This is a genomic window from Hydrogenophaga sp. NFH-34 (assembly GCF_021401345.1).
Taxonomy (GTDB): domain Bacteria; phylum Pseudomonadota; class Gammaproteobacteria; order Burkholderiales; family Burkholderiaceae_C; genus Hydrogenophaga; species Hydrogenophaga electricum.
Map to the genome: position 1 here is coordinate 115,964 of NZ_JACBGE010000014.1, position 13,587 is coordinate 129,550.

At 67.9% G+C, this 13,587-nt stretch carries 11 protein-coding genes; all 11 read right to left on the reverse strand.

All coding sequences use genetic code 11. From position 1 onward, the window contains the following. Positions 1-9: 9 nt before the first annotated feature. The 11 genes from murD to L0977_RS14865 all read right to left on the reverse strand — a co-directional run bounded on the left by murD (position 10) and on the right by L0977_RS14865 (position 13,554). Entirely contained in the window at positions 10-1,821 is a 1,812-nt protein-coding gene (gene murD, locus L0977_RS14815; protein ID WP_234265620.1) for a UDP-N-acetylmuramoyl-L-alanine--D-glutamate ligase, read from the reverse strand. Then, a complete protein-coding gene (gene mraY, locus L0977_RS14820; RefSeq protein ID WP_234265621.1) occupies positions 1,818-2,996 on the reverse strand; it encodes a phospho-N-acetylmuramoyl-pentapeptide-transferase in 1,179 nt (392 codons plus the stop codon). Before mraY ends, murD begins: the two co-directional genes overlap by 4 nt. Continuing rightward, a complete protein-coding gene (locus L0977_RS14825) occupies positions 2,986-4,413 on the reverse strand; it encodes a UDP-N-acetylmuramoyl-tripeptide--D-alanyl-D-alanine ligase (RefSeq protein ID WP_234265622.1) in 1,428 nt (475 codons plus the stop codon). Before L0977_RS14825 ends, mraY begins: the two co-directional genes overlap by 11 nt. After that, entirely contained in the window at positions 4,410-5,945 is a 1,536-nt protein-coding gene (locus L0977_RS14830; RefSeq protein ID WP_234265623.1) for a UDP-N-acetylmuramoyl-L-alanyl-D-glutamate--2,6-diaminopimelate ligase, read from the reverse strand. The genes L0977_RS14825 and L0977_RS14830 overlap by 4 nt, the downstream gene beginning before the upstream one ends. After that, positions 5,945-7,681, reverse strand: a complete 1,737-nt coding sequence (locus tag L0977_RS14835) for a peptidoglycan D,D-transpeptidase FtsI family protein (RefSeq protein WP_234265624.1) — start codon at positions 7,679-7,681, stop codon at positions 5,945-5,947. The genes L0977_RS14830 and L0977_RS14835 overlap by 1 nt, the downstream gene beginning before the upstream one ends. Next, positions 7,678-7,974 (reverse strand): cell division protein FtsL, encoded by a 297-nt coding sequence (ftsL, locus tag L0977_RS14840; protein ID WP_234265625.1) that lies wholly within the window; start codon positions 7,972-7,974, stop codon positions 7,678-7,680. Before ftsL ends, L0977_RS14835 begins: the two co-directional genes overlap by 4 nt. Then, positions 7,971-8,894 carry a 16S rRNA (cytosine(1402)-N(4))-methyltransferase RsmH gene (gene rsmH, locus L0977_RS14845; protein WP_234265626.1) on the reverse strand — a complete coding sequence of 308 codons (924 nt, stop codon included), beginning with the start codon at positions 8,892-8,894 and terminating at the stop codon, positions 7,971-7,973. The genes ftsL and rsmH overlap by 4 nt, the downstream gene beginning before the upstream one ends. A gap of 8 nt (positions 8,895-8,902) precedes the next feature. Next, positions 8,903-9,331, reverse strand: a complete 429-nt coding sequence (gene mraZ / locus L0977_RS14850; RefSeq protein WP_234265627.1) for a division/cell wall cluster transcriptional repressor MraZ — start codon at positions 9,329-9,331, stop codon at positions 8,903-8,905. Positions 9,332-9,690: 359 nt separating this feature from the next. Continuing rightward, entirely contained in the window at positions 9,691-11,019 is a 1,329-nt protein-coding gene (gene hslU, locus L0977_RS14855; protein WP_234265628.1) for an ATP-dependent protease ATPase subunit HslU, read from the reverse strand. A 79-nt stretch (positions 11,020-11,098) separates the two neighbouring features. Further along, the gene (hslV, locus tag L0977_RS14860) at positions 11,099-11,644 is read right to left on the reverse strand and encodes an ATP-dependent protease subunit HslV (protein ID WP_234265629.1); all 546 of its coding nucleotides are present in this window, start codon (positions 11,642-11,644) and stop codon (positions 11,099-11,101) included. A gap of 77 nt (positions 11,645-11,721) precedes the next feature. Continuing rightward, entirely contained in the window at positions 11,722-13,554 is a 1,833-nt protein-coding gene (locus L0977_RS14865) for an STAS domain-containing protein (protein ID WP_234265630.1), read from the reverse strand. Between the last annotated feature and the right edge of the window lie 33 nt (positions 13,555-13,587).

The window sequence follows — 13,587 nt, forward strand, 5'->3', positions numbered from 1 at the left end:
CTTCGGTGCTCACAGGCCCCCTCCGAGTTCCACACCCCGTTCGGCCGCCAACGCCTGCACGGCTCCGACAAATACACGCGCCCGGTGCCCGTAGTTCTCGAACATGTCCAGACTGGCGCAGGCGGGCGAGAGCAGCACCGCGTCGCCGGAACGGGCCCAGGCCGCGCACTGCTGCACCGCCTCGGGCAGGCTGGCGGCGTCGGCCATCTCGACCCCCGCCTGTTGCGCTTCGGCGCCGATCTGCGCCCGGATACGCTCGGCGTCGCGGCCGATGAAGACCACCGCGCGCGCGTGGCGCGCCACCGGCGCCGCCAGGGGCGAAAAGTCCTGGCCCTTGCCGTCGCCCCCCAGGATCACGACCAGGCGGCGCTCCGCGCCAAGGCCGCTGATCGCCGCCAACGTGGCACCGACGTTGGTGCCCTTGCTATCGTCGAAGTACTCGACCTCGTCGACGATGCCGACCGGTTCGACCCGGTGCGGCTCGCCGCGGTATTCGCGCAGCCCGTGCAGCATGGGCGCCAGCGGCGCGCCGGTCGACGTGGCCAGCGCCAGCGCGGCCAGCGCGTTGGCGGCGTTGTGGCGGCCGCGGATACGCAGCGCATCGGCCGGCATGAGGCGCTGCAGGTACAGCTCCTCCTCGTCGTCGGCGCGGCCCCGCTTGCGGGTTTCGTCCAGCGCCAGCGCCCGCACCAGCCATTCCATGCCATTGACCGCTTCCAGCCCCCAGTCGCCGGCGCGCGTGGGCAAGTCCAGGCCGAAGCTGCTCCAGGGCCGGGCGCTTTGCTGGCGATTGCGACCGCTGATCTTGACCGTCACCAGCCCCGGCTTCATTCCCAGCACCTGGGGGTCGTCACGGTTGAGCACCATCAGCGCCTGCTGACCGAAGGCCTCGGCCTTGGCCCCGGCGTAGGCAGCCATCGACCCATGCCAGTCGAGATGGTCTTCGGTGATGTTGAGCACCGTCGCGGCCGTCGGCACCGCGTCCCAGTCGCCACCGGCCGTGCCGTCGAGTTGGAAGCTCGACAACTCCAGCACCCAGACCTGCGGCAGGTGCGGCGGCTCGGGCGGCGGCGGGGGTGGCGGGGCGATCAGGGGCGCGACCTCGACGTCGGCCTCGGGTTCGACCGACTCGACGGTGTCATCGGCGACCGACGCGGCCACCTCCGGGCTGGCGGCTGCGTCGGCAGCCTCCGCGCTGTCGGGGGACGCGCTGTCGACCGCCACCGACACTTCGCCCTCGGCCACCGGTTCGATCACGTCGGCTTGCGCCGCTTGCGCTGCGGCCTCGGCATCCGCCTGCGCTTCGGCAGCCAGCGCTTCGCCCAGCACATCCAGCAGGGCCGGACCGATGTTGCCGGCCACCGCCACGCGCAGGCCGGCGCGCTCGAGCAGCAGGCCGGTGAGCGAGGTGACCGTGGTTTTGCCGTTGGTGCCCGTGATCGCCAGCACCTTCGGCCGGTAAGGCCAGGCTTCGCGCACGCCCAGTTCGCGCAGGGCGGCGGCAAACAGGTCCAGCTCGCCCACCAGCGGCACGCCGTGTTCGGTGGCCCAGGCGCGCACGGGCGCCAGTTGGGCTGGCGGCAGTCCTGGGCTGCGGGCAATGAGCTGCCAGGGCCCGCTGCCGAGCAAGCCCTCGTCGAAGGCACCGGCCACGAACGCCACCGCCGGGCATTCGGCCTGCAGCCGCGCCAGCGACGGCGGCGCAGGCCGGGTGTCGGCCACGGTCACCCGGGCGCCCTGGGCCGCGCACCAGCGCGCCATGGACAGGCCGGAGATGCCCAGGCCGAGGATGAGAACGTGTTGGTCCTGGAGCGTGTTCATCGGAGCTTGAGCGTGGACAAGCCGATCAGGCACAGCAACATGGTGATGATCCAGAAGCGGACCACCACCTGGGTTTCCTTCCACCCCTTCTTCTCGAAGTGGTGGTGCAGCGGCGCCATCTGGAACAGGCGGCGCCCCTGGCCGTATTTCTTCTTGGTGTACTTGAACCAGCTCACCTGCAGCATCACGGACAGCGCTTCAACCACGAAGATGCCCCCCATGACGGCGAGCACGATTTCCTGGCGCACGATGACGGCGATGGTGCCCAGTGCGCCCCCGAGCGCGAGCGCACCGACGTCGCCCATGAAGACCTGGGCCGGGTGGGTATTGAACCAGAGAAACGCCAACCCGGCACCCGCCATGGCGGCACAGAACACCAGCAGTTCGCCCGCCCCCGGAATGTGCGGCACCAGCAGGTAGCGCGCGAAGACCGCATTGCCGGTGACGTAGGCGAAGATGCCCAGCGCCGACCCCACCATCACCACCGGCATGATGGCCAAGCCGTCGAGCCCGTCGGTCAGGTTGACCGCATTGCTGGAGCCGACGATGACCAGGTAGGTCATGACCACAAACCCGAACACGCCCAGCGGGTAGGCCACTTCCTTGAAAAAGGGCACCATCAGACCGGAGTGCGGCGGCAGTTCCAGGGTGAAACCCGACGCGACCCAGTCGAAGAACAGCTCCAGCACGCGCAGGTTGTTGGTTTCGGCCACGCTGAAGGCCAAGTAGAACGCGGCCACCAGGCCGATGATCGACTGCCAGAAATACTTCTCGCGCGAGCGCATGCCTTCCGGGTCCTTGCGCACCACCTTGCGCCAGTCGTCGACCCAGCCGATGGCGCCAAACCCGAAGGTCACCAGCATCACGATCCAGACGAAGCGGTTCGTCAGGTCGAACCACAGCAGCGTCGCCAGCGCGATCGCAAACAGGATGAGCACCCCGCCCATGGTGGGCGTGCCGCCTTTGCTCAGGTGGGTCTGCATGGCGTATTCGCGGATCGGCTGACCAATCTTGAGCGCGCTCAGGCGCCGGATGAAATACGGCCCGGCCACCAGCCCGACGATGAGCGCGGTCATCGCGGCCATCACGGCGCGAAAAGTCAGGTACTGGAAAACGCGCAGAAAGCCAAATTCCGGGCCGAGGCCCTGCAGCCACTGGGCCAGACTAAGCAGCATCGATCGGTTCCTTCCGCAAGGGTTCTTGGGCGGCAGCCTGCAACGCCTGGACCACGCGCTCCATGCGCATGAAGCGCGAGCCCTTGACCAGCACACTGGCCACCCCGTTGGCCGGGGCCACCACCGCGGCCGCCACCCAGGCCGCGAGTTCGGTGCCGTCAGCCCAGTGGCGCGGCGCCGGCTCACCGGCCGCGGCCAGAGCGACACAGGCTTCGGCCATCAAGGGGCCGGTGCAGCACACGGCCTCGATGCCGCAGGCCCGGGCATGGCGCAGCACTTCCAGGTGGAAAGCCAGCCCCTGGTCACCGACCTCGCCCATGTCGCCCAGCACCAGCCAGCGCGGCGCCGGCAGTTCGGCGAGTACGTCGACCGCGGCCAGCATGGAGTCGGGGTTGGCGTTGTAGGTGTCGTCCACCAGGGTGATATGGCGGCCCGGCAGGGACAGTGCCAGCGCGCGCGAGCGCCCGCCCACGGGCTCGAAGCGATCCAGGCCGGCGGCCACCTGTTCGGGGGCCACACCCGCCGCCAGCGCACAGGCCGCCGCCGCGAGCGCGTTGCGCACGTTGTGCCGCCCAGCGATGTGCAGCCGGCAGCGCAGATCGCCCGCCGGGGTTTGCAGGTGCAGCGCCCACGCGCCCGCCTCCCACCGCGCGGCCAGCACCCGCAGATCGGCCGCCGCATCGTGGTCGCTGAAGGTCAGCGTCCGGCGGCGGCCCGCCAGTTCGCGCCACACGGGGGTGTAGGCATCGTCGCTGGGGAAGACGGCCACGCCCTCGGCACCCAGCGCGCTGAGGACCTGCCCGTTTTCGCGCGCCACGGCCTCCACCGTGCCCATGAATTCCTGGTGCTCGCGCTGGGCGTTGTTGACCAGGGCCACGGTGGGCCGCGCGAGCGCGGCCAGGTAGCCGATTTCGCCCGGGTGGTTCATGCCCAGTTCCACCACCGCGAGGCGGTGCTGCGGCCGCAGGCGCAGCAGCGTCAGCGGCACACCGATGTCGTTGTTCAGGTTGCCCTGGGTCGAATGCGCCTGTTCGCCAGCCGCGACCCGCAGGATGGACGCGACCATCTGGGTCACGGTGGTCTTGCCGTTGCTGCCCGTCACCGCGATCAGCGGCAGGCTGAATTGCGCGCGCCACAGCGCGGCCAGCTCGCCCAGCGCGAGCCGGGTGTCGGGCACTTCCACACCAGGCAACCCGGCCGCCGTCAGCCCACCGCTCGCGATCGCGGCCACGGCCCCGGCGGCACCCGCCTGGGGCAGGAACGTGTTGGCATCGAAACGCTCGCCGCGCAGGGCGACGAAGAGGTCACCCGGCTGCAGGCTGCGGGTGTCGGTGTGCACACGCACGATGGGGGCGGTCACATCGCCTTGCGGGCGAGCGCCCTTGAGCAGGGGCAACAGTTCGGCGAAAGACTTCATGCCGCCACTCCTTCGACCGCCCGGCGTGCCAGCGCCAGTTGGGCCTGCTCGTGATCGGAGAACGGGCGTTTGACGCCCATCAACTCCTGGTAATCCTCGTGCCCCTTGCCGGCGATCAGCACCACATCGGCCACCGCCGCTGCCTGCACCGCCAGGGCGATGGCGGCAGCCCGGTCAGGCTCGATGCGCGCCGCGTCCGGCCGCGCCAAACCCGCGCGCATCTGCGCCAGGATGGCCAGGGGATCTTCGCTGCGCGGGTTGTCGCTGGTGAGCACCACGCGATCGGCCTCGCGCTCGGCCACGCCCGCCATCAGCGGCCGCTTGCCCGGATCGCGATCACCACCGCAACCGGCGACCACCCACAGCACACCGCCGCGCTGGCGTGCCAGCGGCCGCACGGCCTGGAGGGCTTTTTCCAGCGCGTCGGGCGTGTGGGCATAGTCGACCAGCACCAGCGGACGGCCTTCGCGCGCATCCACCTGCGCCATGCGGCCCGGCACCGGGGTCAGCGCGGCGCAAGCGGCCACCGCATCGGCCAGCGGTACCCCGAGGGCGCGCGCTGCGGCCAGCACGCCCAGCAGGTTGCTCACGTTGTAGGCCCCCACCAGCGGCAGGCTCAGCGCAAGCCGCGCCCGCTCGGCACCGGCCGCATCGGCCTCGACCAGATCGAACGCCATGCCTTGCGTGGTGAAGCGCAGACCCTGCGCCGACAGACGGGCCGGGGCACCGATGGCCAGCGTCCATACGTCCACACCGGCGCGCGCACCCAGCCGTTCGGCCAACCCACGCCCCTGGGCATCGTCGAGGTTGACCACCGCCGCCTGCAGGCCCGGCCAGTCGAACAGGGCCTGCTTGGCGTCCCAGTAGGCGGCCATACTGCCGTGGAAGTCCAGGTGGTCCTGCGTGAAATTGGTGAACACCGCCACCCGCACCCGCACGGCATTGAGCCGGCCTTCGACGAGGCCGATGGACGAGGCTTCGATGGCGCAGGCACGGGTACCGGCATCAACCAGTCCGCGCAGGCGCTGCTGCAGCAGAACCGGGTCGGGCGTGGTCAGGCCGGTGGGCACCAGGCTGTGCCCCGACTGTCCGGCCAGCGGCGGCCGGCCAATGCCCAGCGTGCCCACCACCGCGCACGGCCGGTCCAGCGCCGACAGCAACTGGGCCATCCACCAGGCGGACGAGGTCTTGCCGTTGGTGCCGGTGAAGGCCACCACGTCCATGGCCGCGCTCGGGTCCTGGGCATAAGCACTGGCGATGGGACCGGCCAGCGCTTTGAGTCCCGGCACGGCAACGATGCGCGCGTCGTCGAAGCCGTAGGCCTCGACACCCGCCTGTTCGACCAGCACGGCCGCGGCGCCGGCCTGCAGCGCGGCCGCCACGAAGCGGCGGCCATCGGTCGCCGCGCCCGGCCAGGCGACGAAGCCATCGCCGGCTTGCACCTGGCGGCTGTCGCAATGCAACGCGCCGCGAACGCGCGCGCGCAGCCAGTCGGCGATCCGGGCCGGGTCGTGCATCAGGGTGGTCGCCATCAGAACGACTCCTCCACCGCCTCGGTCACGATCTGCGGCTTGACGTTCATGTCGGGCTGCACACCCATGATGCGCAGCGTCTGCTGCACCACTTCGCTGAACACCGGCCCGGCCACGGTGCCGCCGTAGTAGGCACCGGCACTGGGCTCGTCGATCATCACCGCGACGATGATGCGCGGCTTGTCGATCGGCGCCATGCCCGTGAACCACGAGCGGTACTTGCCGGAGGCGTAACCCTTGCCAACCTGCTTGCGCGCCGTGCCCGACTTGCCGCCCACCGAGTAGCCCACGGTCTGTGCCTTCTGACCGGTGCCGCCCGGGCCGGTGGCCAGCCACAGCATGTGCCGCACCTTGGCCGCGTTGTCGGCGGAAAACACGCGCGTGCCCGTGGCCGGCTCCGGCGACTTGAGGATGGTCACGGGGATGATGCTGCCGTCGTGCGCAAACGCGGTGTACGAACGCGCCATCTGGAACAGCGACGCCGACAGGCCGTAGCCATAGGACATGGTCGCCTGCTCGACCGGCTTCCAGCTCTTCCAGGGCCGCAGACGGCCGCCGACCACGCCGGGGAATTCGACCTGCGGCTTCTGGCCGTAGCCCAGCGCGGTGTAGAAATTCCACATTTCCTGCGGATTCATGCGCTGGGAGATCTTGAGCGCCCCCACGTTGCTGGACTTCTGGATCACGCCGTCCACGGTGAGCACGCCGTAGTTGTGCGTATCGCTGATGGTGAAGCCGCCGATGGCGTAACGCCCGGGCGTGGTGTCGATGATCGTCGCGGGCTTGACGCGCCCGAGCTCCAGCGCCGAGGCCACGGTGATCGGCTTCATGGTCGAGCCCGGCTCGAAGGTATCGGTCAGCGCCCGGTTGCGCAACTGTTCGCCCGACAGCTTCTGGCGCCGATTCGGGTCGTAACTCGGGTAGTTGGCCAGCGCCAGCACCTCGCCGGTCACCGCGTCGAGCACCACCACGCTGCCGGCCTTGGCCTTCTGCGCCGTCACCTGGTCCTTGAGCTTCTGGTAAGCGAAATACTGGACCTTGGAGTCGACGGAGAGTTGCAGATCCGGCCCGTCGACGGGCGGGATCACGTCGCGCACGTCCTCGACCACGCGGCCCAGCCGGTCCTTGATGACCCGGCGCGAACCGTTCTTGCCGGCCAGTTTGGCGTTGAAGGCCAGCTCCACGCCCTCCTGCCCGACATCCTCGACGTTGGTGAAGCCGACCACGTGCGCGGCCGCCTCGCCTTCGGGGTACTGGCGCTTGTATTCGCGGCGCTGGTAGATGCCCTTGATGTCCAGCGCGGCAATCTGCTTGGCGATGGGCTCGTCGACCTGGCGCTTGACCCAGACGAAGGTCTTGTCGTCGTCGGCCAGCCGCTTGCGCAGCTCGGGCAAGGGCATTTCCAGCAGGCGCGCCAGATCGCGCAGCTTGGGATGCTGCTTGTCCACGTCCTCGGGAATGGCCCAGATGCTCTGCGCCACCACGCTGGAAGCCAGCAGCAGGCCATTGCGATCGAAGATGCGGCCCCGGTTGGCCGGCAGCTCCAGTGTGCGTGCGAACCGCACCTCACCCTGGCGCTGGAAGAAATCGTTGCCGATCACCTGCACGTAGACCGCGCGCGCCGCCAGACCGACAAAAGCCAGCGCCAGCCCCGCCACGATGAACTTGCTGCGCCAGACCGGCGTCTTGCTTGCCAACAGGGGGCTGGCACCGTAGTTGATGCTGCGGCGGCTCATGGGGCGCTCCCCCGACCCGTCGCCGACGGCACCGTCGGCGTCACGTATTCGGTGATGCCCGGATGGGCCGGCCGCATCTGCAACTGGCGGGTGGCCAACTGCTGCACCCGCGCCGAGGCCGCCTGGGCGCGTTTTTGCACCTGCAACTGCTCGTGCTCCGCATCCAGCCGGCGCGTCTGGGCGTTGGCGCGGTCCAGCGCGGCGTACAGCCGGCGCGATTCGTACTGCGTGTGCACCAGGTAGAAGGCGCTCACGATCACCGCGGCCAGCAGCATGAGGTTGAGGCGGATCATGCGGCCACCTCCGTGCGGGTCGCCACCCGCATCACGGCGCTGCGCGCACGCGGGTTGGCCTGCACCTCGGCGGCCGAGGGCATGATCCGGTGCACCTCGGCCAGCCGGGTCGGGGGCGGTTCGGCGAACGGGGCGCGGCGATCCACCACGGCGCGCGAATGGCCCGCCATGAACTGTTTGACCATGCGGTCTTCCAGGGAGTGGAAACTGATCACCACCAGCCGGCCTCCGGGACGCAGCACCTGCAGGCTGGCCGTCAGCGCCTGTTGCAGCTCTTCAAGCTCGGCGTTGATGAAAATCCGAAGAGCCTGAAATGTGCGCGTTGCAGGGTCCTTGCCCGGCTCGCGGGTTTTGACCGCGCCAGCCACGACTTCGGCCAGCTCGCCGGTGGTTCGAATAGGGCCCCGTTCCTGTCGGCGACGATCAATCGCCTTTGCAACCGATTGAGCAAACCGTTCTTCGCCGTATTCACGAATGACCTCCGACAAGGTGGACACATCGGCCGTTTCCAGCCATTGGGCGACGCTCTGGCCGCGCGTGGTGTCCATGCGCATGTCCAGGGGTCCGTCGTTGCGAAAAGAAAAACCCCGGGCGGGGTCGTCGATCTGGGGCGAGCTCACCCCCAGGTCCATCAGCACACCGTCCGCACTGGCTGGCGCCAGCCCGGACAGCAGCCGAAATCCTTCGTGCCTTATGAAAAAGCGGCCATCGCGGGCCGCCAGTTCCTGCGCCACCGCCACCGCCTGTGGATCCTTGTCGAAGGCGGTCAGCCGCCCCTGCGCCGACAGGCGCTGCAGGATGAGCCGCGAGTGCCCGCCCCGACCGAAGGTGGCATCGACGTAGTGCCCTTCGGGCCTGACCGCCAACGCGTCCACCGCCTCGTTCAACAGGACGGTCTGGTGAATCCATGCGTTTTGCACCACCGGCCTCAGAAAGAAAAGTCCTTGAAGACATCGGGCATCTCGCCCTGCATGGCTTCGGCTTCCTGGGCCGCGTAGGTGGCGGCATCCCAGAGTTCGAAATGGTTGCCCATGCCCAGCAGCACGGCATCCTTGCTCAAGCCGGCGGCGGTGCGCAACTCGGGCGAAATCAGCACCCGGCCGCTCGCATCCATGTCCGCATCCATGGCGTTGCCCAGGAAGATGCGCTTCCACCACTGGGCCGACATGGGCAGTGCGGCGATGCGCTCGCGGAACTTCTCCCACTCGCCGCGGGGAAAAATCATCAGGCAGCCATGGGGGTGCTTGGTGACCGTGATCTGGCCGCCCGCCGTCGCGCTCAGGACGTCACGGTGCCGGGTCGGCACGGAGAGCCGACCCTTGGCATCGAGACTGAGTGAGGAGGCGCCTTGAAACACGGGGTTCTAGCCTAGGGAAACACTTTTCACCACTTAATTGCACTTTTTCCCACTTTATCAGGATTTGATCGCCCCGCCCCATGGAAAGCAGTCTTTTTTCACAATGAAATCAATCACTTAGCGTCGATTTGCAAAGTTGATGAGTTCAAAATTCCTGCAAAAGCAAGCACTTACGTGGCTCACTGCATGTGAAGCTTGAAAACCCGTCTTGCCGGAATCTTTGTAACCAGTCGCATCGGATCGACGAACGGGCCACCACCTCCGGCAGGTACCCGACCAGGGACGGCAGGCTGTCCATGGCTGCAGACCACAAAAAAGGCCGGCAAAGCCGGCCTGGAGCACCCGATCACGCCCGAACGTCAGAGAATGTAGCGCGACAGATCCTCGTTGTGGCTGAGCTCGCTCAGGCGCGCATCCACATAGGCGGCATCGATGACCACCGACTGCCCTTCCATGCGCGCAGCCCCGAAGCTGACCTCGTCCAGCAGGCGCTCCATCACCGTGGACAACCGGCGCGCACCGATGTTTTCGGTGCGTTCGTTGACGTCGCAGGCGATCTGCGCCAGGCGGCGGATACCCTCGGGCTGGAAGTCGAGCGTGACGCCTTCGGTCGCCAGCAGGGCCTGGTACTGCTTGACCAGGCTGGCATGGGTGCTCGTGAGGATGGCCTCGAAGTCGTCGACCGACAGCGACTGCAGCTCGACCCGGATCGGGAAGCGCCCTTGCAGTTCGGGAATCAGATCGCTCGGCTTGCTCAGGTGGAAGGCCCCCGAGGCGATGAACAGGATGTGGTCGGTCTTGACCATGCCGTACTTGGTCGACACCGTGGTGCCTTCGACCAGCGGCAGCAGGTCGCGCTGCACCCCCTGGCGCGACACCTCGGCACCGCTGCCCTCGCTGCGCGAAGCCACCTTGTCGATCTCGTCGATGAAGACGATCCCGTTCTGCTCCGTGATCTGCAGCGCACGGGTCTTGATGTCGTCCTCGTTGACCAGCTTGCCCGCCTCTTCGTCGATCAGCAGGTCCATCGCCTCGCGGACCTTGAGCTTGCGCTTCTTCTTGCGCTCCTGGCCCAACTGACTGAACATGCCGCGCAGTTGCTCGGCCATCTCTTCCATGCCCGCCGGCCCCATGATTTCCATCGCAGGCCGCGGTTCGGCCAGGTCGATCTCGATCTCGCGATCATCCAGCAACCCCTCGCGCAGCTTCTTGCGAAAGGCCTGGCGGGCGGCGTTGTCCGGCGTGGGCTGCGGCTCGGTGCCCACGCTGCGCGGAGGCGGCACCAGCACATCGAGGATGCGCTCCTCGGCCGCGTCCTCGGCACGCATGCGCTGCTTGCGCATGTCGGCCTCGCGGACCTGCTTGACCGCCATTTCGACCAGGTCACGGATGATGCTGTCCACGTCCTTGCCCACGTAGCCGACTTCGGTGAATTTGGTCGCCTCGACCTTGATGAACGGCGCATCGGCCAGCCGGGCCAGCCGGCGCGCGATCTCGGTCTTGCCCACGCCGGTGGGGCCGATCATCAGGATGTTCTTGGGTGTGATCTCCGGCCGCAGCTTCTCGTCGACCTGCTGGCGCCGCCAGCGGTTGCGCAGCGCGATGGCCACGGCACGCTTGGCGCCGTTCTGGCCAATGATGAAGCGATCGAGCTCGGAGACGATCTCCTGGGGGGTCATGGAAGACATGGGTGTTCTGCGTTGGGGAGTGTGGCGCTGGGCCGGGAGAGATTCGCGCTGAACGCCCGACGTCCAACGCGAAGCCCGGTCAAAGCACCTCGATGGTGTGGCTCATGTTGGTGTAGATGCACAGCTCGCCCGCGACCTTCAGCGATTCGCGCACCACGTCTTCGGCGCTGAGCTGCGTGTGGTCGATCAGGGCCTTCGCCGCCGACTGGGCATAGGCACCGCCCGAGCCGATGGCCACGATGCCGTGTTCGGGCTCCAGCACGTCGCCATTGCCGGTGATGATCAGGCTGGCACTGTGGTCGGCCACGGCCAGCATGGCTTCCAGACGTCGCAGCACGCGGTCGGTGCGCCAGTCCTTGGTCAGCTCGACCGCTGCGCGCGTCAGATGCCCCTGGTGCTTCTCCAGCTTGGCCTCGAAGCGCTCGAACAAGGTGAAGGCGTCGGCCGTGGCCCCGGCAAAACCGGCCAGCACCTTGCCGTGATAAAGCTTGCGCACCTTGCGCGCCGTGCCCTTGACGACGATGTGGCCGAGGGTGACCTGGCCGTCACCGCCGATGGCGACTTGAACCCCTTCGGGGGTGGGCCTGCGCACGCAGACGATGGTGGTGCCGTGAAACTGTTCCATGGCAGTGCAGATGGGGATGGAAAAGCCAAAAACAAGACCGCCCCGAAAGGCGGTCCGTACCGGGTGTCGGGCTGCGCTCAGTCGTTGCGCACCACGACCTTGGCGTATTCGGTGATACCGATGACGTGGAAGAAGGCCGAAACCAGCCGGTGCACGTCCACGAACTGCACCATACGCCCTTGGGCATGGTGGCCCGAGACCCAGTTGAGCAGCGTGCCGGCGGCCGAAAAATCGCCCCGGATCAGGTTGCGGCAGGAGATGATGAGCACATCCGCCCCCTGGAGACGCGCTTCCAGGGCTTCGAGCATGGCCTGGGGGTCGCCCCGGATTTCACCGGACAGCTCCACCAGCCCGAGATGGTTCAGGCCCGAACTCTGTCCGTCGAACACCGATTCCTGCGGCAGCGTGGAGACCCCGGGAACCGGCTCGATCACGGACTCGCCGAGCACCGACATCCCCGACTCGCCCTGCCCCGTGGATATGCCCATGAAATGGCAGCGGGGCTTCTCCCAGCCAGGCGGTGACACCTCGTAAGTCACGCAGAAATCGAGCGCGGTCAACTCGAACTCGTCCGGCCGGCCCATCACCCGCAGCGCCGCCATCCGCAGTTCCCACCAGAGCTGCTCCACATCGCGGCGCCCCGAGGGCGTGAGGCTCTTGAGCAGGTCGCTCAGCCGCGCAGAGCCCAAAAAGCGCAACTCCACTTCCTGGTCGCCCCAGAGCGAGAACAGTCCCAGCAGGGCGCGGGCGGCCTTGACATCAATACTCTCCAGCGGCGTCCAGTCCAGCACCCAGGGCTGGGCAACCCGCAGGAGCACGTTCTGCAGCGTCCCGACCGCGTGCGCATCCAGTTCCGGCTCGCTCACCCAGACCGCCTTGGTCGACACACTGGACGGGGTGTAGGACCGCCCGGTCATGTCGGTCACCGCCCCCGGCATGTCGTACCACTGCGGCGCTGAGCGGCCGAAACGGTTGACGAAATCCACCGCGCGGCTTTCGAAAGGCGCCAGTTGGCCGGTCGCGCGGTACAGATCGAACATGGCCAGCCAGCCATCCACCTGGTCCGCTTTGGCGCCGCCCTCTCCCAGCGACTCGACCAGACCCTGTTCGGCGCCGGCATCATCGCCATTGGCGAAGCGGATCGCGGCCTCTTCGACCTCCGGATCCTGGGCAATTTCCTGCACATCCAGCGCGTAGAAGTGCGACGCCGAAAAGCTGGAGTTCCCACCGGTGTCGCCGGACGCCCTGGGGGCCACCAGACCGGTGCGCAATTGCTGGCTGGTGGCCGGCGCCCCCCCCAGCACCGCATCGTCCCGGTAAGACGGGGCTGCAGGCGCCGGCGCCGCCGGCTGCCGGACTGTCGAGTTCGGCTTTGTGGGCGGCGGATCGAGCGTCAGGGGCGCGGCCTCGGTTTCGTTGTACTGCGCCTGCCGACGCCGGGCTTCCGCCTGCTGCCGCTGGGCGTTTTCCGCCTGCGACTGCGAAGCTGCGCCATCGGCAGACGGCGTGCCCGAGTGCAGCCCCGAACCCGTGGTGGTCAGGGAGTCCGGCCCCTTGGTCTTCCACCACTGCATGGACATCTGCGCCTCGATCTCGTCGATCTTCTTGAGCGTCATGGCCCGGTCGTCCGGTTTGGACGGCAGGCTGCTCTGGAAAAAGGACGGTCGCACGCCCGGCCCCTGGTGTTCGGAGGCTTCGCGGCTGCGGATCTTGCGCAGCATGTCGAACTCACGACGCCGCACAAAGTCGTTGCGGCGCTTGCGCTCGATCATCTCCTTGAGAGCCGCCTTCGAATACTCGCTTTCGCGGTCCGCACTGCGGGTGTCCAGGTCCGACCAACTGGTGGTGGGGTGGCGAACGAACTTCACCACCTTGGAGAGGAAACCGCCGCCGGAATCGTCCTTGGCCATGGAATGCGTGTGAAAGAGGAGGTGGCTCGAAGA

Bases quoted from the DNA above. Each gene is read 5' to 3' on its own strand.
- L0977_RS14865 (WP_234265630.1), bottom strand. From the start codon at position 13,554: ATGGCCAAGGACGATTCCGGCGGCGGTTTCCTCTCCAAGGTGGTGAAG.
- hslU (WP_234265628.1), bottom strand. From the start codon at position 11,019: ATGTCTTCCATGACCCCCCAGGAGATCGTCTCCGAGCTCGATCGCTTC.
- hslV (WP_234265629.1), bottom strand. From the start codon at position 11,644: ATGGAACAGTTTCACGGCACCACCATCGTCTGCGTGCGCAGGCCCACC.
- L0977_RS14825 (WP_234265622.1), bottom strand. From the start codon at position 4,413: ATGAAGTCTTTCGCCGAACTGTTGCCCCTGCTCAAGGGCGCTCGCCCG.
- L0977_RS14835 (WP_234265624.1), bottom strand. From the start codon at position 7,681: ATGAGCCGCCGCAGCATCAACTACGGTGCCAGCCCCCTGTTGGCAAGC.
- murD (WP_234265620.1), bottom strand. From the start codon at position 1,821: ATGAACACGCTCCAGGACCAACACGTTCTCATCCTCGGCCTGGGCATC.
- L0977_RS14830 (WP_234265623.1), bottom strand. From the start codon at position 5,945: ATGGCGACCACCCTGATGCACGACCCGGCCCGGATCGCCGACTGGCTG.
- ftsL (WP_234265625.1), bottom strand. From the start codon at position 7,974: ATGATCCGCCTCAACCTCATGCTGCTGGCCGCGGTGATCGTGAGCGCC.
- mraY (WP_234265621.1), bottom strand. From the start codon at position 2,996: ATGCTGCTTAGTCTGGCCCAGTGGCTGCAGGGCCTCGGCCCGGAATTT.